Below are 21355 nucleotides of genomic sequence, written 5' to 3' on the forward strand. Positions count from 1 at the left end.
ATCAATAATTTCATAAATAAACCCTAGCAAAAGCTAGGGAAAAATCACTTTGGTTTACCTGTGTATTTGAAGTTATATTTAACTGAAAATGGCTCAAACCATTTACCAACACCTGTTTCTTTATCAACATGGCGTCCAAAACCTTGTTTTTCTGGATTTTCAATCAAAAATACCAACTCATAATTTCCTATACCTGTATCCATTTTAATGTTAGCACCATAGTGAGGGCCATCATCTGCTACCATAGGCATAAGCGTTCCTGTTTTTACTTTACCATTGTCAAGGTTAGTAAGTTTGTATGCAACAGATAAATAAGGGATCCAAAATCCTTCCGGAAAACCGTTTTTATTGCCTTTTAATGCATGGATGTCTGCTTCAAGGTGGATATCTGCCAAACTTGCTGCAAGATCAATTCCTCTTGGTTCCATTTCGATTGGTTGTAAATAAACCGCTGCAATCTCCATGCCATTTAACTCATATGGATCACCAATTGGCACCTCTGCTGCGAAAACAGAGCTAGCTAAAATGCTCGCTGCTGCACCTAAACTTAATAAAGTTTTTTTCATATTTTCCCCTTTTTATTTGAAATTTGCTTTGTTATAAAAATACCCATAACGAGTAAGATTAAAACCATAAACTGTGGTATGATGCTCTCATAGTAAGGATAAATTCCAAGCCATAAAATTCCTTCAAAATCAAAAGGAAGTAAGCTTGGGGTGATAACCTTAGCTTCTATAAGTTCACCGATGCCTTTGCCCGTAAAGACAAAAACCATATAAAATATAATATATGAAGTAATATAGAAAAATTGTTTTACTGGTATTTTTAACGCACCAGCTTTTAATAAATAATAAAGTATGACAAGTATAACTAAACCGCTACCTAAACCTATAAATATAAAACTATAATCTATGCTTGTTTTTGCATCAAACAACAATGCTTGATAAAAAAGAATAGTTTCAGCACCTTCTCTGTATACAGCTAAAAACACACTAAACCATAGTGTTTTTGCTGAATTATTCGAGATGGCTTCCACTGCTTGGGTTTTAACATAGTTTGCCCATTTTTTATTTTGTGCATTTGATAAAAGCCAAAAACCAACATAAAAAAGCAACGCCACTGCAACAAGCATGGTGATACCTTCTAGCAATTCTCTACTTTGTCCAGCTTGTTCTTTGAAAATCCATGATATAAAAAATGCTGTCACAAAACTTAAAAACACTCCGCTCCAAAGTGCTGAATACACTATACTTAAACGCTTTTTATTGCCACTTTGAACTAGATAAGAAACAATGGCCACGATGATAATTAAAGCTTCCAAGCCTTCTCTTAAGATAATACCCAAAGCCCATATAAACAACGACATAGGCGATGATTCTTGAATTTTATCTAATGATCCTTCTATCAACGCACTTAATTCATCAAAATTTTGTTTTAATTCTTCCTTAGAAGCACTCGCTTTAATCAAAGCAACGCCTTTTGAAAAATAACTTTCTATTTTTAATTTTAAAGCGCTATCGATCGCACCAATTTTGCTTTCCATACCACTTGCTTCAAAAATATCCAAATACACATTTTGTAAAGCATCTATGCTATTTAAGCTAAATCCTTCATAATTTTGCAAGATATTATTGAGTGCTATTTTGATATCATCATGCACTTTGGTATAATTTTTCGTACTAACACTACTATCATCAAAACCTTTTACTTGAAGTAAAGCTAATTCTTCTTTAGGAAGATCCAAAAAGGCTTCATAAAGTAAATCTGATATAGTTGAAATTTCATCTCTTATGGTTTTTTCGTTTAAGGTATTAGCATTGATTTGTCTAATGATCGTTCGAAGTTTGGTTTGAATTTTTTTATCAATACCTGCTTTGGTGTATCTTGCGACCAAAACCTCAACTTTAGAATTTCTATAATCATCAAACAAAGCAGATTGGATCAAGTCTTTAGCTTTTTGATTATCTTTGTTGATAAAAGCTAATGCAGCCTGATCCAATTTAGAAATCATCGAATCCATCAAAAATTGCAATCTTGCATCCATAGCAGAAGCTTCTTGCAATGCTAATAAAGTATCATCATTAGCATTTTGTTCTTGAGAATTTGTACTACTTGCTTGCGAACTTTGTGTAGCTTGACCTTCAACCTTCTCTCCAAGCAATGCAGCAAACATCGCTTCTGCTTGCGCTTGGCGTGCTTTTTCTGCTTTTAAAGATGAATCCTCAGCTGCTTTTTTGTCATAATTTACATCGCTTGCTTCGGCTTTAAGTTGAAAACCCTTCTCTAAAATAGGCACAACTTCATCTAAGTCAAAATACAAACTACTAATTAATGCTTCAATCTTAGAAAAATCTTCTTTATCTTTATACATTTTTCTTAAGTTGACAAATTTACGCTCCATTACAATAACTTTTCTTCCAACATTACGTCCTATAGAACCCTCCATAGTTTCAAAATGCTGAAAGTAAGCATCTTCAGCTTTCTTTTTTGCTTCTAAATTTTTATTTTCTTTGTATAAAAGCACACTTTCATCTAAAATTTGCTTAATCGCCTGAGCTTCTTTTTGATAGTCAATTTCTCTAGCATATACAATAGAACAAAATAAAAAAATCATCAATATACTTATTTTTTTAAACACTATTTTACTCCGAATTGATATTCATTTTTAAAATCATAGTTAGAAGTATAGTACCCCCTTTCTTAATTTTAGATAAACATTATCATTATTTATTTCCTAGAGAAAAGATTAAATTTACTGCAAAAAAATGTTTTTATGTACAAAATAAAATAAAAAATTATCATTTTAATCTTATTTATTTATTTTTTATTTATTTTTATCATAAAAACAACTTTTATACCTTAGTTTTTATTATTTTTATTTTCAAAAATGATTTTAGAAATTTCTTATGGGAGTTTAGATGAGTTTGTGTGTGCAAAACTGCTTAGGGCTTATTTTGAAATAAAATACTATCTAAAATAAGCCCAGTCTAACAAAAAAAGAACTGATATAAATTTTATAACATTACTTCATTTTGAATTTTTTCAATATATTTTTCCCTTAGTTTTTGAGTATAAAATCCTACTTTACCATCTTTTATGACTTTGCTATCTGCTTTCACAACACCTAAAATCAAAAAAGTAGCCGCAGAGATAAACACTTCATCTGCTTCATATACTTCTTTCATATTAAAAGCTCTTTGTTCTATTTTAAGACCCAATTCTTTTGCAAATTTTAAAATATTTTTACGACGAATCCCTGGTAAGATTTCATTCGAAAAAGGCTTGGTGATCAAAGTGTCATTTTTAATAATAAAAGCTGAACTACTCGAAGCTTCAGTAACGAAAGAATTTTCCACCATAAACGCTTCAAAAGCTTTGGCTTTTACCGCTTCTTCTTTTGCAAGACACTGTGCTAATAAAGATATAGACTTAATATCTCTTCTTTTCCATCTTAAATCAACCGTAGAGATAATATTTACTCCATTTTTAGCTAATTCATGATCTAGCACTTTACTTTCAAAAGCAAAAGCCATGATAGTAGGCTCTAAACCTTTTAAAAGTGCAAAATTTCTACTACCAACCCCTCTAGTAACTTGCATATAAACTCCACCTTCTTGAAGCAAATTGCTTGTTATTAGTTGTGTTAAAATGGCTTCAAATTCTTCTTTTGTATAAGGTATTTTAAGATCAATTTGCGCCAAACTACGTTCAAAACGCTCCCAAAATTCTTCCTTATCTGCTATTTTTGCATTTACTACAGGAACCACCTCATAAATTCCATCTCCAAAGATAAAACCCCGATCAAAAATGCTGACCTTGGCTTCATTAGCCTTTAAAAACTCGCCATTTAAAAAAACAATCTCTTTTTCTTGCATCAGTTCTCCTTTTAGTCAAATAAATCCACAATAGCCTGTGGCAAAGTGATTTGATTTGAGTAATAAAAATATTTCGCCAAAACCAAAATGCCTATATAAAATTCTAATTTCTCATCTAAAAATTGCTCTACGTAAGCATGGGCATTTTGTATGATTTCTTTTGCTTGATTTGGATAACTTAGATAATAATCCATCAAAGCCTCTACATTTTCATAATCATCATCAATTAAGGCAAAATGTTCATTTGGAACCAATCTACCTTCCATAAACCATGTTTCATAGCGCATTTTTGGTGCTAAGACCAAGGAATTAGTTTTCATAGCCCATTTTAGATTACTAGCTACATCATTACCCTCCAAAGAAAGTAAAAATTTAAATTGGGTTTGATAAGACCTGCTGATTTTAAAGTTTAAATTTTTTATCCACTTTTCTGCATGAATTTTTCTATCCCCAACGTGAGCAATATCACAACGATCGTGATTGAAGTACTTTTCAAAAAAACGAATACGATGTGGTTGATAGATCGCACCTCTGAAAAAAAGAAGATCTTTTTTATCTTCAAAAACATACTGATCTTGTATAAAATCAAAATGTCTATTTTTATCTAATTTTAAGATGATATTATTACAACCTTCTTTAATAGGTCTTGATTTAGCTATGCTTGGATATTTAAGGTTATAACTAATATCACCAAAACCTTTAATCCACAACAAATCATCATCATAATACTTACTAATCGCATAAGCATCATAAGCATAAGAAGTTTTTTTAAAAGGTAATTTGCCTATTTTTTCATAGCAATCTAAACTTTTTATATCAAAAAAATCATTTTGTAAATTATAATAATTCACACGGCTGATAATATGATCTAAATGTTTTGATTTTAATATTTCATTGAAAACATTGCTAAGCTGATTTTGATAAATTCTTCTAGGTATAAAACTTTTAGCAATACCCTTAACATTCATCATCAATCTAGAATCTGCCATTTTACTCTTTCATTACAAAATAAGATAAATTTTAACACAAGATTTCATTTACAAGACTTAAAATTTAGTTTATTTAAAAACAAAAATGTTAAAATCACAAAAATATCAAAAATAGGTAAAACAATGAAAATTCAAGAATTTATTTTAAAATTTATTTTTAAAGTTTCAAACCAACCAGTCAATCTAAAAGACCTGCTTGAAGCTAATGCTTTATTAAATGAAGGTATGATGGTCGATCCAGCAAAGTTAAATTTTAAATTTAGGGTTTTTAATTCTTACCTTATTTATACTCTTTTTTGTATTGCGATTTTAGTACCTATGTTGATCATTACACATTATTTTTTAACTATTATTGATTTTCATATTAGTATTTTAAGTGCTGTTTTAGTGACTGCATGTATTTTTATAGGTTATGATATTTTTAAAATTTATACAAGAAAAATCATCAGTAAAAGATTATTAAAAAAAGCATGGGCTTTGCATTTTCCGTATTTTGCATATGAAAAATATTCCAAAATAGCGGAAAATATTTACAATCAAGCCATCAAGGAAGAAATTCCAAAAAATCAACTCGAACAATACGTTTTAGAAAAAATCATTCAAACGCAAAACTAATCAAGAAAATCCAAAACCTGATTTTGGAAATAAAGTGCTTCAAGCTGTCTTTGGAGTTCTTTATTTTCCTCATCTAAAACAAGCTCTTGTGATCTTAAGTCAGCAATATCTCTACTAATATAATAAATTTGATTTCTAATATAAATTTGCGGAAAAAACACAAGCAAGGCAAAAGCTATCATTAATCCAACATAGAGTAAATTTTTAGGGGTTAAATTTCTGTTTTCTTCACTAACTATACTATCTAAAAGCTCGTATTTGTCTTCTTGGTTGTATTCTTGATTTTCCTCAAGTCTTACTTTTTCCTCTAAAATTCTTTGCTCTTCTTTGGCAAGTCTTTCTTTTTCTCTTAATTCTTCTTGTGCTTTTTTGATTCTTTCATATTCTATTTTTTTTTGCTCTTTTGCTTCTTGTTTGAGTTTATTTTTTTCTTTTCTTTTTTCTTTTAAATCTTGAAATTTTAAACTAACATAAGTGTTGCCTTTGGCAATAATTTGAGATATTTGTATAGATTCTTTTTTTTTCGTTTGTTCTTTTTGGCTTTTTTCTGCCTTCTTGATTTCTTGAGTAGTTTTAGGATTTTTTACTGTTTTGGGAGTTTTTTCATTTTTTTTATCAAATTTTTCTTTTTGTTTTTTAAAAAAATTAAGTTGTATTTTAAAAGGTTTTCTTTCTTCTAGTTTTACATTGATCAAATCTTCTTTCAAATAAATACTAGATTGTTTTTTAGGTTTTTCTATATATTCCTCATCAAAATCCGTAAATTTAGGGCGTTTTTTACGATGAATTCGGTTTTTAAGTATACGATCGCTTTCATTAAAATTTTGCTCGTATTCTTCATAAGGTCTACCTTCTTTAATAGCCCTTGAATACTTTAGCATTTTTTCACGTATGTTTTGTTTTTCTTTTAAAAAATCCTCATCAATCATTGTCTACCTAAAATAAAAAATTCTCATTTTTGCACAACTTGACCTACTATTATAGCTTATTTCTTCTTTAGACGCACTTATGGCTTTTTTGCTTAAAATTTTCCCAAGACTATGCCCTTTACCACATTCACATCTTATGGCTTTTTCATCGCAAATACAGTCTTTCTCCCATCTTTTGAATGCATTTTTTACCAATCTATCTTCTAGAGAGTGAAAACTTATAATGGCAAGCTTACAATTTTTCAATCTTGCCTTTTCAATGTTTTCAAGTAAAGTTCTTAGCTCTCCTAGCTCATCATTTACCTCTATACGTAAAGCTTGAAAAACAAGTAAAGCTAAAGTAACATTACGCCCTTTTAGCTTAGCTTTTCCTATGATCTGACTTAGCTCTTTTGCACTTGTAATTTCTTTTTGACTTCTTGCTTGAATGATTTTTTGAGCAAGCATTGATGCAACGGGTGCCAAATCGCCATAATCTTTAAAAATACGCTCTAGCTCTTCCTTACTATAAGAATTTACCACTTCCTTGGCACTTAAAGCTCTATTTTGATCCATTCGCATATCTAAAAAATCAGATTGAAGAGAAAAGCCACGGTCGTTTTTATCAAGCTGCAAAGAAGAAACGCCAATATCTGCTAAAATTCCTCTTAGATTATGTGTAGGTATTGAGTTTAAAACTTCCCTAAAACCCATATGTTTAAAACAAACCCTATCTTGAAAATCTTTTAAAAACTCTTGAGAAAAACTTAAAGCCTCCATATCTTTGTCGCAAGCATAAAGCTTTAAATTCTTATGTGCTTGCAATAACGCTCTAGAATGCCCTGCATAACCTAAAGTGCAGTCTAGAAAATCTCCACTTTCAAAATCACTAAAAATATCTAAAACTTCTTGTAATAAAACGGGAATATGTGGACTTTGCAAAATAAACCTTTTAAAATTTTTTAGTATAATACCTTAGCTAAGTTTAAAACAAGGTTTTTAATGAATAAAGAAAATATCATTACACAAATTCAAGTACTTTCCTCATCAATGTTTAAGAAAAATTTTTTTGGGATTTGCCATGGCTCTGTTTCTGCAAAACTCTCACAAAGCTCTTTCATCATCAATAAAAACGATGCTTTTTTAAACCAACTTAGCGATAAAAATTTAAGTGTTTTAAAATTTGCAAAAGATTATAGTTGGAGTGAAGCAAGTAGTGACTGCGAAATACATAAAAGCATTTATGAAAACATACCTGAGGCTAAATTTGTTTGCTTTGCTTGTCCTGCTTATACTTTATCAATGAGTTTAAATCACGATTTTATATCACCGCAAGATTATTTTGGTGAAATCTTTTTAGAAGAAATTCGAGTTTACAACCCTAAAAATTATGAAGACTGGGAAGATAGATCTCAAACTGAAATTTATCGATATATGCTTGAACAAAAACAAAATTTTGTTGTGATAAAGGGTTATGGGATATTTGCCTATGGAAGAACGAGCTATGAACTTGGTAAAATTGTAGATGTGATAGAAAATTCTTGCAAAATTATCCACCTTGCTGAAACAAATTTATCATAAAAATTTATAAAATTAATTTTTTATTAATCACAAATTTTCTATAATTTGTGATTTAATTTATTAAATGGATTGGGGTAAAAATGCTCACTTGGATGCAGCATCATAAAAAATATTTAGTTGTTACAATTTGGATTAGTGTTATTGCTTTTGTTGGAGCAGGTTTTGTTGGCTGGGGAAGTTATGATTTTAACACCGATAGATCAAACTCTGTGGCAAAAGTAGGCGATGAAAAGATAAGCTATGATGAGTTTAATCTTAAATATTCTCAATTGTTTAATTATTATTCTCAACTAAATAATGGAAACTATACACAAGAACAAGCAAAAAAAGATGGTTTAGACACTCAAGCTATCAACGAGCTAATACAAGAAAAACTCTTGCTTTCTTATGCAAAAACTCTAGGTTTAAGCGTAAGTGATGAAGAAATTGCTTATGATCTAGCACATCAAAAAATCTTTCACAATGCCTCAGGTGCTTTTGACAAAAATCTTTATTATAGTCTATTATCAAGCAATAACTACACGCCAAAGGCTTATGAGAAAATCATCCACGATGAGTTACTACTTAAAAAAATCAATGCGATTTTAAATTTACAGATCAAAAATAATGAACTTGAAATGTTCGCTGCAAGCTTTTTAATGCAAGATAGCTTAAAAATTCAAGCTATAACACTTGATCAAAAAAATATCGCTATAGATGAAAAAGAATTAAAGCAAACATGGGAGAAAAATAAAGAACTTTACAAAACACAAAAAAGTTATGAACTTGCAACTTATTTTTTAAAACCTGACTTAATAACAGTAGATGATAAAGAAATTCAAGCATATTACGAAGAAAACAAAAACAATTACAAAGACTTTGCGGGAAAAATCTTAAGCTATGATCAAAGTAAAGCACAGGTGATTAAAGATCTAAAGCTTTCTAAGCTAAAATTAAAAGCCAATGAAAGCTATGTAGCTTTGAGAAAAAATGAACTTAGTTTTGATAAAAATATTACCATTAGTGATGTAGATGTTTACTATCCTTTAGAAAATATAGAAAAAAGTAAAGAGAATGATTTTATCAAACCATTTCAATTTGAAAATGGCTATATGATTGCAAAACTTATCAAAATCAATCCTATTCAAACTATGACCTTTGAGCAGGCAAAAGATGAAGTAACTAAACTTTACATCAAAGAAAAAACCAAAGCTTTACTAGAAGAAAAAGCTAAATTAGCCTTAGAAAATTTCAAAGGCATAGACATAGGCACTTATAGTCGCGATTCAAGCAAGGGTGCTAAAGTTGGCAATATGATGAATGATACAGAATTTAGCGAATTTTTAATGCATGTGTTTGATTCAAATAAAGCAAAATCTTATGTTTTATTTGACAATAAAGCAATAGTTTATGAGATAACCAAACAAAGCTTAGAAAACAAAAACAAAGAGGAAATCTATCGCTTTATCATAGAGCAAAGTGCAAGACAAACAAAACAAGCCTTGCTTAAGGAAGAATTATTAAAAAAACTTATAGAATTATATCCAATTCAACGCTATTATAAAGGAAATATAAATTGAATATTTTAGGAATTGACTTAGGATCGATACAAACTTGTGCAATACTAGCACAAAAAAGCGAAGAAGGCCTTAAGATTATTGGTTTTGGAAAATCAAAATCTAACGGTATAAAAAAAGGTGCTATTACCAATATAGAACTTGCTTCAAAATCCATAGAAGAAGCTGTGGCTGATGCACAAATGATGTCAGGTGTGCATTATGATAAAGTAATCGTATCTATTTCAGGAGCATATGCTAAGAGTGTTGACAGCATCGGTGTAGTTAATATACCCAATCATGAAATAGGGATCAAAGAAATTCACAGAGCTGTAAGCACAGCAAAACACACGGCAAATATACCTAGTGGGTATGAGATCATTCATGTATTGCCTTATAATTTCAAAGTAAATGATCTTGAACATGTTGAAGATCCTTTAGGTATGAGCGGAAATCGCCTTGAAGTTTCTACCCATATTGTAATCTCTCAGGAAGTACATATAAAAAACCTAAAAAAAGCTGTTGAGCTTGCAGATCTTAGAGTTGACAATATCGTCCTTTCAGGTTATGCATCATCGATTGCGTGTTTTGATGATAGTGAAAAAGAATTAGGTGCTATTTTAATTGACATGGGTGGAGCAGTTTGTGATATGGTAATTCACGCAGGCAATTCAATACGCTACAATGAATGCTTACAGATTGGATCAGTAAATATCACCAACGACTTATCAATCGCCTTGCATACCCCACCAAAAGAAGCAGAAAAATTAAAACTAGATTATGCTTCATTAGCACAAAATGAAAATTCCATCATACAAATTCCGTATATGGGCGATGAAAAAAGAAAAAATGAAGTTTCTGTTGAAGTTATATCTAATGTTATTTACGCAAGAATTGAAGAAACTATCATTATTTTAGCAAAAATGCTAAGCGATAATGCATGTGCCAATTTAGCTGGTGCTGGCATAGTATTAACAGGTGGTATGACAAAATTTGCAGGACTTGACAAGCTTGCTTCAGCTTATTTTGATAATAAAGCTGTTAGAATAGCGACCGCAAAAAAAGATACTATGGATGGCTTCAAAGAAATTTTTGAAGATGCTGAAAACAGTTGTGCTATAGGTCTTTGTTTGTATGGTGGTGGACATTTTACTCCTTATGAGTTAGATTCTAATGAAAAACTAAGATATAAAGGAGAACCTGAATTTATCAACAAACAGATTAAACAAAATCTCACCATAGATGATCATGAAGAAGAAAGAGACTTTGAAGAAATTTTTCAAGATCAAAAAGAATTTGAAGATGAAAAAACAGAATTAGTCAAAGTTGAAACCAAAAAAGATAAAAAATCAGGTTTCATGCATAAATTTTGGAATAAATTAATAAACCAGTTCTAATAGGAGATACAATGAGCGAATATCTAGTAGAAGAAATGCAACACGCAAAAGGCGCAAAGATAAAAGTAATCGGCTGCGGTGGCGGTGGCGGCAACATGATAGATCATATGGTAAATATGGGTCTACATGACCTTGATCTTATCTCAGCAAACACCGATGCACAAGCTATAGCAAAATCTTTAGCAAAAACTAGAATTCAACTAGGCGAAAAGAAAACAAAAGGTCTAGGTGCAGGAATGCAACCAGAAATTGGAGCAGAAAGCGCTAGAGAAAGTTTTGAAGAAGTAAAAGCGGCTTTAAGTCAAAGCGATATTGTTTTTATTTCAGCAGGACTTGGCGGTGGAACTGGTACAGGTGCTGCGCCTGTTGTAGCACAAGCTGCAAAAGAAGTAGGTGCATTAACCGTTTCAGTTGTAACTATGCCTTTTGCTTTTGAAGGGAAACAAAGAAAAAAATTAGCTGAAGCTGGCTTGGCTGAATTAAAAAAAGAAAGCGATTCTATCATTGTAATCCAAAATGAAAAACTTCTTAGCATACTTCCAAAAAAAGCAGGTATAAAAGAAGCTTTCAAACTAGTTGATGATATTTTAGCTAGAGCTGTTAGAGGTATGGTATCTATCCTTTTAGAAGATGGCGATATTAACGTTGACTTTGCCGATGTTAGAACAGTTATGAGTCACAGAGGTTTAGCTTTAATGGGTGTAGGCCATGGTGAAGGTGAAAATGCTATCATGGATGCTTTATCAAGCGCTATAGAATCTCCTTTACTAGATGGTATGACTATGAAAGGTGTTAAAGGCGTCATTATCCACTATAAAATTGGCCCTGAATGCTCATTGATTGAAATTTCACAAGCTACCCAAAGCATTAGTGATATAGCAGATGAAAACGCAAAAGTAATCTTTGGCGCAACCACCGATGAAACCATGGGTGATCGTGTTGAAGTAACTATCATTGCAACCGGTTTTGAAGACAAGACAGAATTAGAAAGTGCTAAAGAACAAGAAGAAAGTAAAAAAAATAGCTATATGAACTTACGTAAAGCTAGCGGTGGTTTTGATGAGGAAGTTATTTCGCAACTAGATGTACCTGCTTTCTTACGTCGCCAAATGGATTAATTTTTAGTAAAAATCCTTTTATGAATTCTTCATTATTATGTGATTTTTACGAATTAAGTATGGCTTATGCTTATTTTAAACAAAATAAGCATAAGCAAATTGTATATTTTGAAGTTTTCTTTCGAAAAGCTCCCGATAATGCCTCTTATGCTGTATTTTGTGGACTAGAACAAATCATAAAACACATCAAACATTTTTCCTTCTCCAAAGACGACTTAGCTTTTTTAAAAAATACTCAAAAATTTGATGATGAATTTTTAAATTATCTTTCTACATTATGCTTTAGTGGAGATATATTAAGCGTAAAAGAAGGCGAATGCGTATTTGCCAATACACCTTTAATGATCATTAAAGCACCTATAATAGAAGCTTTATTATTAGAAACATATATACTTTTAACATTAAACCACCAGTGTCTTATTGCAACAAAAGCAAGTAGAATCTCTCAAGTAGCAAATAACAAACTACTTTTAGAATTTGGATCTCGCAGGGCTCATGGAGAAAGCGCGGCTTTAAATGGTGCTAGAGCTGCTTTTATAGGTGGTTTTCATGCAAGTGCTTGTACTTTAGCTGGAAAAAAATTCAACATTCCTATCAGTGGGACCATGTCTCATGCATGGGTGCAGATGTTTGATGATGAGCTGAGTGCTTTTAGGGCATATTGCCAAACCTATAAAGACAATATTAGTCTTTTGATTGATACTTATGACTATCAAAAAGGTATTGAAAATGCCATTTTAGTTTTTAGTGGATTAAATGCTGAAAATACCATGCAAAATTATTCCATACGCATTGATTCAGGAGATGTGTTTAAAATCTCTCAATACCTTAGAAAAAAACTAGATCATGCAGGTTTAAAAAAATGCAAAATCATAGCGAGTAGCGCTTTAGATGAATTCATTATTGAAAAATTGCTAAAAAATAAAGCCCCAATTGATGCATTTGGTATAGGAGAAAAACTAATCACTTCGGCAAGTTCACCTATTTTTGGTGCAGTTTATAAACTCGTTGCAATTGAAAAAGATGGTCAAATCATCCCTAAAATTAAAATTAGCGCTAGCTCAAGTAAAACAACCTTGCCTCATTTTAAAAAACTTATAAGATACTATAAAAATAACAAAGCCTCTTTTGATGCTTTGTATGCACACGATGAAAACATTAAACATTACCAGGGCTTTACTTATGTAAGTTTGCATGAAATAATTTTCAAAAACGGAAAGTTAGTTTATGAAAGTCCTAATTTAAAATCTATACAAGAAGCACATCAAATAAGCATTCAAAACTTGGATCTTAAATTTAAAAAACTTCAAAATCCAAGCGTATATAAAGTAAAAATCTCTAAAACTTTACAAAATTTACAAAAAAACTATCTAAAGAAAAATTAATTTTTCTCTCTTAATTTTACCTCATCTTCCACTTCGAGTAAAAACCTTTCCACAAGCTCATCTTCTTTAAGCTTGGCAACAACTTCACCATGTCTTATAATCAAGCCTTGGTTTTTACCAAAAGCGATTGCCACATCAGCACCCTTAGCCTCGCCTAAAGCATTTACCACACAACCCATAACACTTATATTCAGCGGCTCTTTAATGTGCTTAGTTTTCTCTTCTACAATCTTGATTGCCTTAACCAAATCACTTTGAATTCTCCCGCAAGTTGGACATGAGATGATATTTACCCCACTCTTTTGCACTCCACTATCTTGCAAGATCGCTCGTGCGACTTTAATTTCTTCTTCAAGCTCTCCAGTCATAGAAACTCTCATTGTGTCACCTATGCCTTTTAAAAGTAAATTTCCCAAGGCGATCGAACTTTTTACTGTACTATGGAATTTAGTTCCCGCCTCAGTAACACCCAAATGAAACGGATAATCACAAAGTGGTCTTAAGGCTTCATATGCTTTTATAGTATTTTGCACATCTGAAGTTTTCATAGAAATTTTAATATCAAAAAAATCCAAATCTTCTAGCAATTTTATATTATACAAAGCACTTTCTATCATTGCTTGTACATTATAGCCATATTTATCACTAAATTGCTTTTCTATTGAACCGTGGTTTACCCCTATTCTAATAGGAATTTGTCTTTGTTTACAAGCCTGTACTACTTCTTTGATATTTTCTTTTGAACCAATATTTCCCGGGTTAATTCTAACTCCATCGATAAATTCAGCACAAAAAACCGCTAGTTTATGATTAAAATGTATATCTACGATTAAAGGCAATGGGCTTTTTGCTTTGATTTCTTTTAAAGCTCTTGCATCTGCCATATCCAAGCATGCCAAACGCACGATATTTGCACCCGCAAAATAAAGCCTATTAAGCTGTTCTAAACAACCTTCAATATCTCTTGTTTTAGTAAAAAGCATAGATTGCACCGAAATAGGTGCATCTCCACCTATTAAAACATCTCCTACTTTAATTTGTCTTGTTTTGTATCTCATTAAAACACACCAATCATAGTTAGTAAATACAATATAATAATAAAAAATAGGTATAATACCGCTTAAACAATCAGAAGGATTATAATGAATCACTTCACAAGTCATATAAAAAACATCGCGCCAATTCAAGCAAAAAAACTATTAAATGCTTTACAAAAAAGTAACAATGATGATTTTCATCAATTAATTTTAAATAATATTACAAGTGTTATACAATGGTTCAATAGTGATGAATTTAAAAAATTTGAAACAAATGTATATCCACCATTATTCAACCCTAAAAATTTGGATTTAGATAGTAGTGAATACTGTGCTAGTCTAGCTTGGGATTGTAATATTCCCTTGTATAACCCTAACATTAAATTTATTTATATTTCGCCACATGGAGTAGGAGCGGCAGCTTTTTTAACTCTTTTAAATCAAACCTGCAATATACTTTGCCCCGCATCTTGGATTTTACAAGATAACTCCAAATATCGATATATGTTTAATTTTATCAACTCATTTGATCAAAACATTGCAATTAATATTTCGGAAATCAATATACATGATATTGAAAAATACCTATGTCTGTTAAATCCAGATACTCCTATACTTTACCAGGTTAGAGATCCAATATCTTTATTGAAACACTCATATGGTAGAGATTGGAGTAAAGTTGAACGAAAATATAAAAAAAATTTTGATATAAATTGTGACTATACTCCTTATATCAAGTATTTGACACCAAATAAAACATGCATGAAAGATAATTTTGAAAATTTGCTAGATAATACATTTATAAATCATTATCTATTAAATAAAATTAACACAAACAATATATTATCTAGATATGGGCGAACTATCACCTTCGAAAGCATTTAAAACACTAACAAAACTTGCCAATAAGTATAATTTCGCTTCACCAAACATCAATACAAAAGATTTGTTTAATAGAAAAGAATTTAGAGGCTATATAAGATATCTTTTACCACTGACCTTTCATGTTGATCATAATGTAAAATTAACAATCGACCGATTTTATCCTAATAACGAGCAATATAACATCATCGAACATTTTTGCAATAACGATTTGGTATACGATATAGGAATTTATCTTGACAAGAAACAACATAATTATTTTTTTAATCACAAAAACTACAATAAAATTAAAAAATACCTTTCGAATTTTTTAGATGATATAAAGACAGTTATCGATTTAACAGAAGATACAATGATGAAAGAAGAAGATGTTATATATTATCTAAAGAAAAATACCCATGCGAGAATAAAATTAAAAAACATCTTAGATGTTGAACTATCACATATAAAGCAACATCGACCCGATATAGTAGAATCGTGGTTTCATTATCAAGAATTTAGAAAATTGATCAACTAAAATCCACTGGATCAATATCGCAAGTGATATTTTTAAAATTTAAAGCAAAATGCTCAAATTTCACAAGTTCTTGATGAGTATCAGCACGCAATAAAACATAAAAACGCCACTTTTTATGAAGCATTTCAATTGCACAAGATCCATGCCCTACCAACTGAACAAATTCTAACTCTTGAGCTTTTTTAGCCATAAACTCACACAAACTTAATGCTTTATTTTTATCCTCATCTTCAATGATTAATCTTAAAAGCCTTTTAAATGGAGGGTAAAGTCCATTTCTAGCACTTAATTCATCATTTAAAAAACAATCATAATCTTGTATATATTTTTCAAAAAAAGCTTTGTTTTTAGTTTGCAACAAAACTCTTCCTTTACCTTTTCTACCTGCCCTACCTGCAACCTGCATTGCAAGTGCTAAAGTTTCTTCTAAAGCTTTAAAATTAGGTCTAAATAAATACTCATCTAACCCCAAAATTACACTTAAATCTACATTGTGATAATCATGTCCTTTAGCAAGCATAGAAGTACCCACTAAGATATCAATTTTACCTTGATTAAAATCCTTTAAAATCATATCAAGCTTTTTAACACTGCTAATCTCATCACTATCAAATCTTTTAATACTAGGATTTAATTCAGCCAACTCTTTTTCCAGAAGCTCACAAAGCTCCGCTGTGCCCATTTTTTTAGCTTCAAGCATAGCTCCATTGCACGTTGGACAAGTTTGATCAATTTCTTTGGTAAAATTACAGTAGTGGCACTTTAATGCATTTTTACTTTTATGCAAACTCAAAGCAATAGAACAAAAAGGACATTGAATTGTATTAGCACATTCTTTGCATAAAATTTGTCTAAAGTTAGCCCTTGTGGGTAAAAACACCACAGCTTGTTTTTTCTCTCTTAAACTCACTTTTAATTCCAAAAGAAGTTTAGAAGAAACACTTAATTCACTCTCATCATATAAGAACTCTTTCTTACTTTCAAAAAAAGTTCCCTTAAGTCGAAAACAATCATGCTTGTAAAAACTTACAACACTTGGAGTAGCTGAACCCAAAAGTATTTTTATATCCATTTTTTTCGCTACAAACAAGGCTAAATCCCTTGCATTAATTCTTGGATTATTAGAGGCTTTATAAGAATTATCATGTTCTTCATCTATAATCACTAAGCCTAAATTTTTAAAAGGCAAAAACAAAGCCGATCTTGCTCCTGCTACCAACAAAGCCTTAGAAGAAGCTAAATCTTGCAAATATGTTTGCTTTTTTTTCTTAGTGACTTTTGAATGCCATAAGAAAAAATGCTCTTTAAAGTACACTTTAAGTCTTTTTTGCATTTGCGGAGTTAAGGCGATTTCTGGCATTAAAAGCAAAACTTGTTTTCCTTGCTCTAAGCATTCTTTTATCAAACTTATATAAATTTCTGTTTTACCCGAGCCTGTATCCCCAAACAACAAACTTGTTTGTCTTGCTTTAATAAATTCCAAAGCTTCTTGTTGATTTTGACTTAAAATCGGTGTTTTTTCTATTTGAATTTTATCATGTTTATAAACGTTAATTCCTTCAAACATTCCCAAAACAAAGGCAATTTTACTAGCATAATAATACGCAATAAATTGAGCAAGTTCATACTGATATGGCGTAAGCTTATAGCCTGTTTTTTCCTTTATGGCCTGGGTTTTAAAATCAGGTTTTGGACATTTTTGCAAAACAATCGCTTTAAGATTTTTCTTTTTAGCAAGATCTACCACCACCTCATCTAAAATTTCAAATTCTTCTTCGCTTTCATAGGTTAAAGCATCTAAATAATACCCTTTAATAGCAAGTTGATAAAAATTCAAAACCCATAATCCTTACAATTTGAACTCACACACTCTAAAAAAATTTTATCGCTATTATAAGCAAAATCTATATAAATTTGACTATTTATAAAAAATCGATATCGAATGTTTGCTGTTTTCATCCATGATTTTTTACTTGAAACAATAGGCCTTTCTAAAACATTATAAGTGCATTGTTTTGTGTTTTTATAATTTTGAGCATTAGAACAAACAAATAATTTTTGATTTTCAGTATTAATTAAAGCATCATCTAAAACCACTGGAAAATCTTTACTTTCTTTAAACAAAAACTGATGTCTAAGTAAAGACAAAGAAGCATTTATAAGCTCTACTTCACTTTTTACTTGAATAACTTTAGCATCATTTTTACCAAAAGAAAAATACGGATAAGCAACCATACTAAGAATGGCGATAATCATAATGCAAAAAACAAGCTCTATGAGAGTAAAAGCTTTTTGCAAGCGCATTTATTTTATTTCTTCATCGATAGTGTTTATAAGTTTATTGAGTTCTTTTTTTAGAATATAGTTTTCATAACTAAGTTTTACAAAAGCATTAATGAAATTTGCAAGTTCTATCTTACCCGTGCCTCCTGAAATCAAAGCGATCTCATCTTCAAGATGATTTGCAAATTCATTACTACAAGTTACAACAAAGTCTTTTGCATAGACATTGATTGTAACTTTTCTTTGATTATTGTTTGCCAAGAACAGCCTCTATTTTCTTGATCACATCTTCACTTTCAATATTTTTATTTTTAAGTTCTTCCTCTAAACGTGCGATTTGGTTGTTTTTGGCTTCATTTTGTGCTTTTACACTTACCAATTCATTTCTTAAATTTTCATTGATTTCGCATACTTCATTGTATTTTGCCAAAAGCTCGTTTACTTTATCTGTCATTGTGTTAATTATTCTTTCATCGTACATATTTTTTTGCCTTTTTTGATTTATATTTTTAGAGTATTTTAAATATATAATTGTAACAAAAAAAAATTTAATTTTGCATAGCTTTTTATTTGAAAATTTAAATTTTTACAAAAAATTTTGTGTAAAATTCACAAAAATACAAGTTAGGAAAATTTATGTTTGAACTTACTAGCGACTTTAGTCCAAGTCCTGATCAAAAACAAGCCATTGACGGTTTGGTAAAAAGTATAAAAGCAGGTAATAAATACCAAACCTTACTAGGCGTTACAGGTAGTGGAAAAACCTTCACCATGGCAAACATCATCAAAAATTTAAATATGCCCACACTCATCATGTCACACAATAAAAGCTTGTGCGCGCAACTTTATAGCGAATTTAAAGGTTTTTTTGCAAACAATCATGTGGAGTATTTTATAAGTTATTATGATTATTATCAGCCTGAAGCTTATATACCAAGAACTGATGTTTTTATAGAAAAAGATAGCTCCACTAATGAAGACTTAGAAAGATTAAGGTTAAGCGCAAGTGCTTCACTTTTGAGTTATGATGATGTTATTTGCATAGCTAGTGTTTCAGCAAACTATGGTTTAGGAAATCCAAGCGAATATGTAGGTATGGTTTTAATTTTAGAATTAAATATGCAAATAAACCAAAAAGAACTTTTAAAAAAACTTGTAGACATGGGATATAAACGCAATGATAATTTCTTTGACAGAGCTGATTTTAGGGTTAATGGTGACATTGTAGATATATATCCAGCTTATTATGAAGATGAAGCCGTTAGACTTGAATTTTTTGGCGATGAACTTGAGGCAATGTATCATTATAATGTTTTAGAAAACAAAAAAGGTAAAGATTTAAAAAAATTCATACTCTACCCTACTAGCCAATTTAGCGTAGGTGAAACAAGACTTAAAGAAGCTATCGAGGGGATCAAAACTGAACTTAACGAACGGCTTGCTTATTTTGAAAATGAAAACAAACTTGTAGAAGCACAAAGACTAAAGCAAAGAGTAGAATTTGATCTTGAAATGCTTCAAAGTACAGGAATGTGCAAAGGAGTAGAAAACTACGCACTGCATTTAACAGGTTTAAAAAGTGGTGATACTCCTTATACCTTATTTGACTATTTTGCAATCAAAAATCAAGACTTCTTAGTTATCATTGATGAATCTCACGTATCCTTGCCACAATTTCGTGGAATGTTTGCTGGAGATAGAAGCAGGAAGCAAACCCTAGTTGATTATGGTTTTCGTCTGCCAAGTGCTTTAGACAATAGACCTTTGATGTTTGATGAATTTATCAATAAAAACTGTAAATTTTTATTTGTTTCAGCTACACCTGCACCTTTAGAACTTGAATTAAGCAAAGAAAATATTTTTTACCAAATCATGCGTCCAACAGGACTTTTAGATCCTAAAATAGAAATCAAAGATAGTGAAAATCAAGTAGAAATTTTATATGATGAGGCTAAAAAAGTTATAGAACGCGGAGAAAGAGTTTTAATCACTGTTTTAACTAAAAAAATGGCTGAAGAACTTAGCAAATACTACCTAGAACTTGGCTTAAAAGTAAAATACATGCATTCAGAAATAGATGCGATTGAACGTAATGAAATCATTCGCGGCTTAAGAAGTGGTGCTTTTGATATTTTAATCGGAATCAATCTTTTAAGAGAAGGACTTGACTTACCTGAAGTGTCTCTTATTGCAATTATGGATGCGGACAAGGAAGGTTTTTTAAGAAGTACAACCGCACTCATTCAAACAATGGGGCGGGCAGCTAGAAATGTCAATGGAAAAGTGTTACTTTTTGCCAAAAAAATCACAAAATCCATGCAAGAAGCCATCGATACTACTAATGAAAGAAGAGCTTTACAAGAAGCTTATAATCAAAAACACAATATCACCCCTACTTCAGTCAAAAGAAACATAGAAGAAAGTTTAAAACAAGAGCTTGAACAAGGAGAAATTTATCGTAAAGGCAAAGAACTTGAAAAAATGCCAGCTAAAGAACGCGCAAAAATAGTAAAAGAATTAAGAAAACAAATGCTTGAAGCAGCAAAAAATCTTGAATTTGAAAAAGCTGCAATGTTTAGAGATGAGATTAATAAGCTAAGAACTTTATAATCCCTTGCATTCAAGGGATTATTATTTATTTGCTCTTTCTATATACTCTCCGCGCACAGTGTCAACACGAATCACTTCACCTTCTAATACGTGGAAAGGAATTTGAACTACTGCACCTGTTTCTAAAGTAGCTGGTTTTTTATTTGAACCTTGAGTATCGCCTTTAAAATTTGGTGCTGTCTCAACGATTTTAAGTTCCATTACTTGAGGTACTTCAACACCAATTGCTTTTCCATTGTGAAATAAAACATCGACCATGGTTCCATCGAGCATCCATTTTTTAGCTTCACCCACATCCTCATCGCTAATTGCTACTTGCTCATAAGTTTGTGTATCCATGAATTGACAATTTTCACCATCATCGTAAAGATATTGCATTTGCTTTTCTTCTAAATTTGGAGATTCACATTTATCCCCTGCATGAAAAGTTTTTTCTAAAACTTTACCATCAATAAAAGATTTAATTTTAATACGAACAAAAGCAGGACCTTTTCCTGGTTTTACATGTTGATATTCAACGATTTTAAAAGGAATACCGTCAATTTCTATTTTTAAACCTTTTTTTAAATCTCCCATTCCATAAGAAGCCATGTATTTTCCTTAATTTTAAAATTAAAAACAAA

21 protein-coding genes are annotated in these 21355 nt (G+C 30.8%); 9 read left to right on the forward strand and 12 right to left on the reverse strand.

Features of this window, described 5'->3' with window-relative positions:
- Positions 1-44: 44 nt before the first annotated feature.
- From A0083_RS06100 to A0083_RS06115, 4 genes are all read right to left on the reverse strand, one after another.
- Complete coding sequence (locus A0083_RS06100) at positions 45-566, reverse strand: ferrirhodotorulic acid transporter, periplasmic binding protein (RefSeq protein ID WP_039664358.1); 522 nt, start codon at positions 564-566, stop codon at positions 45-47.
- Positions 563-2614, reverse strand: a complete 2052-nt coding sequence (locus A0083_RS06105) for an FTR1 family iron permease (RefSeq protein ID WP_120759803.1) — start codon at positions 2612-2614, stop codon at positions 563-565. The genes A0083_RS06100 and A0083_RS06105 overlap by 4 nt, the downstream gene beginning before the upstream one ends.
- 400 nt (positions 2615-3014) lie before the next feature.
- Positions 3015-3875: a D-amino acid aminotransferase gene (locus A0083_RS06110; RefSeq protein ID WP_120759805.1), complete on the reverse strand. Its 861-nt coding sequence runs from the start codon at positions 3873-3875 to the stop codon at positions 3015-3017.
- A gap of 11 nt (positions 3876-3886) precedes the next feature.
- Positions 3887-4864: a glycosyl transferase family 90 gene (locus A0083_RS06115; RefSeq protein WP_197552824.1), complete on the reverse strand. Its 978-nt coding sequence runs from the start codon at positions 4862-4864 to the stop codon at positions 3887-3889.
- A gap of 123 nt (positions 4865-4987) precedes the next feature.
- On the opposite strand from A0083_RS06115, the gene A0083_RS06120 reads away from it, so the two are divergent.
- Positions 4988-5479, forward strand: coding sequence for a hypothetical protein (locus A0083_RS06120; protein WP_120759808.1), 492 nt, complete (start codon positions 4988-4990; stop codon positions 5477-5479).
- On the opposite strand, the gene A0083_RS08155 is transcribed toward A0083_RS06120, so the two are convergent.
- A complete protein-coding gene (locus A0083_RS08155) occupies positions 5476-6408 on the reverse strand; it encodes a hypothetical protein (RefSeq protein WP_232087554.1) in 933 nt (310 codons plus the stop codon). The genes A0083_RS06120 and A0083_RS08155 overlap by 4 nt on opposite strands.
- Before the next feature lie 3 nt (positions 6409-6411).
- Positions 6412-7329, reverse strand: coding sequence for a 16S rRNA (cytosine(1402)-N(4))-methyltransferase RsmH (gene rsmH / locus A0083_RS06130; RefSeq protein ID WP_197552826.1), 918 nt, complete (start codon positions 7327-7329; stop codon positions 6412-6414).
- A gap of 60 nt (positions 7330-7389) precedes the next feature.
- Between rsmH and A0083_RS06135 the strand changes: the two genes are divergently transcribed.
- From A0083_RS06135 to A0083_RS06155, 5 genes are all read left to right on the forward strand, one after another.
- A complete protein-coding gene (locus A0083_RS06135; protein ID WP_197552828.1) occupies positions 7390-7968 on the forward strand; it encodes a class II aldolase and adducin N-terminal domain-containing protein in 579 nt (192 codons plus the stop codon).
- Positions 7969-8048: 80 nt separating this feature from the next.
- Positions 8049-9527 (forward strand): peptidylprolyl isomerase, encoded by a 1479-nt coding sequence (locus tag A0083_RS06140; RefSeq protein WP_120759814.1) that lies wholly within the window; start codon positions 8049-8051, stop codon positions 9525-9527.
- On the forward strand, positions 9524-10900 hold the full coding sequence (ftsA, locus tag A0083_RS06145; RefSeq protein ID WP_120759816.1) for a cell division protein FtsA: 1377 nt from the start codon (positions 9524-9526) through the stop codon (positions 10898-10900). The genes A0083_RS06140 and ftsA overlap by 4 nt, the downstream gene beginning before the upstream one ends.
- Positions 10901-10911: 11 nt before the next feature.
- Positions 10912-12018 (forward strand): cell division protein FtsZ, encoded by a 1107-nt coding sequence (gene ftsZ / locus A0083_RS06150; RefSeq protein WP_197552830.1) that lies wholly within the window; start codon positions 10912-10914, stop codon positions 12016-12018.
- A gap of 20 nt (positions 12019-12038) precedes the next feature.
- Entirely contained in the window at positions 12039-13403 is a 1365-nt protein-coding gene (locus A0083_RS06155; RefSeq protein WP_197552832.1) for a nicotinate phosphoribosyltransferase, read from the forward strand.
- Here the strand turns inward: A0083_RS06155 and ispG are convergent.
- A complete protein-coding gene (gene ispG, locus A0083_RS06160; RefSeq protein WP_197554642.1) occupies positions 13400-14461 on the reverse strand; it encodes a flavodoxin-dependent (E)-4-hydroxy-3-methylbut-2-enyl-diphosphate synthase in 1062 nt (353 codons plus the stop codon). The two genes, A0083_RS06155 and ispG, sit on opposite strands and share 4 nt — an antisense overlap.
- Positions 14462-14545: 84 nt before the next feature.
- Between ispG and A0083_RS06165 the strand changes: the two genes are divergently transcribed.
- Both A0083_RS06165 and A0083_RS06170 read left to right on the forward strand, forming a co-directional pair.
- Positions 14546-15325 carry a hypothetical protein gene (locus A0083_RS06165; protein WP_197552834.1) on the forward strand — a complete coding sequence of 260 codons (780 nt, stop codon included), beginning with the start codon at positions 14546-14548 and terminating at the stop codon, positions 15323-15325.
- Positions 15294-15839, forward strand: a complete 546-nt coding sequence (locus A0083_RS06170; protein ID WP_197552836.1) for a DUF2972 domain-containing protein — start codon at positions 15294-15296, stop codon at positions 15837-15839. The genes A0083_RS06165 and A0083_RS06170 overlap by 32 nt, the downstream gene beginning before the upstream one ends.
- On the opposite strand, the gene A0083_RS06175 is transcribed toward A0083_RS06170, so the two are convergent.
- From A0083_RS06175 to A0083_RS06190, 4 genes are read right to left on the reverse strand one after another with little or no spacing between them, the layout of a single operon-like run.
- On the reverse strand, positions 15832-17676 hold the full coding sequence (locus tag A0083_RS06175) for a primosomal protein N' (RefSeq protein WP_197552838.1): 1845 nt from the start codon (positions 17674-17676) through the stop codon (positions 15832-15834). The two genes, A0083_RS06170 and A0083_RS06175, sit on opposite strands and share 8 nt — an antisense overlap.
- Positions 17673-18143, reverse strand: a complete 471-nt coding sequence (locus A0083_RS06180) for a type II secretion system protein (protein WP_197552840.1) — start codon at positions 18141-18143, stop codon at positions 17673-17675. The genes A0083_RS06175 and A0083_RS06180 overlap by 4 nt, the downstream gene beginning before the upstream one ends.
- A complete protein-coding gene (locus tag A0083_RS06185; protein ID WP_012661889.1) occupies positions 18144-18383 on the reverse strand; it encodes a hypothetical protein in 240 nt (79 codons plus the stop codon).
- Positions 18370-18603: a hypothetical protein gene (locus A0083_RS06190; protein ID WP_012661890.1), complete on the reverse strand. Its 234-nt coding sequence runs from the start codon at positions 18601-18603 to the stop codon at positions 18370-18372. The genes A0083_RS06185 and A0083_RS06190 overlap by 14 nt, the downstream gene beginning before the upstream one ends.
- A gap of 155 nt (positions 18604-18758) precedes the next feature.
- Between A0083_RS06190 and uvrB the strand changes: the two genes are divergently transcribed.
- Entirely contained in the window at positions 18759-20732 is a 1974-nt protein-coding gene (gene uvrB / locus A0083_RS06195) for an excinuclease ABC subunit UvrB (RefSeq protein ID WP_197552842.1), read from the forward strand.
- Between the two features lie 21 nt (positions 20733-20753).
- Here uvrB and efp read toward each other — a convergent pair whose 3' ends face one another.
- The gene (gene efp / locus A0083_RS06200; protein WP_120759829.1) at positions 20754-21323 is read right to left on the reverse strand and encodes an elongation factor P; all 570 of its coding nucleotides are present in this window, start codon (positions 21321-21323) and stop codon (positions 20754-20756) included.
- Positions 21324-21355 lie beyond the last annotated feature (32 nt).

The organism is Campylobacter sp. 2014D-0216 (genome assembly GCF_014931215.1).
Taxonomy (GTDB): Bacteria; Campylobacterota; Campylobacteria; order Campylobacterales; family Campylobacteraceae; genus Campylobacter_D.

Coding starts and splice junctions, on each gene's coding strand:
- A0083_RS06100 (WP_039664358.1), bottom strand. CDS start 566: ATGAAAAAAACTTTATTAAGTTTAGGTGCAGCAGCGAGCATTTTAGCT.
- A0083_RS06105 (WP_120759803.1), bottom strand. CDS start 2,614: ATGATTTTTTTATTTTGTTCTATTGTATATGCTAGAGAAATTGACTAT.
- A0083_RS06110 (WP_120759805.1), bottom strand. CDS start 3,875: ATGCAAGAAAAAGAGATTGTTTTTTTAAATGGCGAGTTTTTAAAGGCT.
- A0083_RS06115 (WP_197552824.1), bottom strand. CDS start 4,864: ATGGCAGATTCTAGATTGATGATGAATGTTAAGGGTATTGCTAAAAGT.
- A0083_RS06120 (WP_120759808.1), top strand. CDS start 4,988: ATGAAAATTCAAGAATTTATTTTAAAATTTATTTTTAAAGTTTCAAAC.
- A0083_RS08155 (WP_232087554.1), bottom strand. CDS start 6,408: ATGATTGATGAGGATTTTTTAAAAGAAAAACAAAACATACGTGAAAAA.
- A0083_RS06135 (WP_197552828.1), top strand. CDS start 7,390: ATGAATAAAGAAAATATCATTACACAAATTCAAGTACTTTCCTCATCA.
- A0083_RS06140 (WP_120759814.1), top strand. CDS start 8,049: ATGCTCACTTGGATGCAGCATCATAAAAAATATTTAGTTGTTACAATT.
- ftsZ (WP_197552830.1), top strand. CDS start 10,912: ATGAGCGAATATCTAGTAGAAGAAATGCAACACGCAAAAGGCGCAAAG.
- A0083_RS06155 (WP_197552832.1), top strand. CDS start 12,039: ATGAATTCTTCATTATTATGTGATTTTTACGAATTAAGTATGGCTTAT.
- ispG (WP_197554642.1), bottom strand. CDS start 14,461: ATGAGATACAAAACAAGACAAATTAAAGTAGGAGATGTTTTAATAGGT.
- A0083_RS06165 (WP_197552834.1), top strand. CDS start 14,546: ATGAATCACTTCACAAGTCATATAAAAAACATCGCGCCAATTCAAGCA.
- A0083_RS06170 (WP_197552836.1), top strand. CDS start 15,294: ATGGGCGAACTATCACCTTCGAAAGCATTTAAAACACTAACAAAACTT.
- A0083_RS06180 (WP_197552840.1), bottom strand. CDS start 18,143: ATGCGCTTGCAAAAAGCTTTTACTCTCATAGAGCTTGTTTTTTGCATT.
- A0083_RS06190 (WP_012661890.1), bottom strand. CDS start 18,603: ATGTACGATGAAAGAATAATTAACACAATGACAGATAAAGTAAACGAG.
- uvrB (WP_197552842.1), top strand. CDS start 18,759: ATGTTTGAACTTACTAGCGACTTTAGTCCAAGTCCTGATCAAAAACAA.
- efp (WP_120759829.1), bottom strand. CDS start 21,323: ATGGCTTCTTATGGAATGGGAGATTTAAAAAAAGGTTTAAAAATAGAA.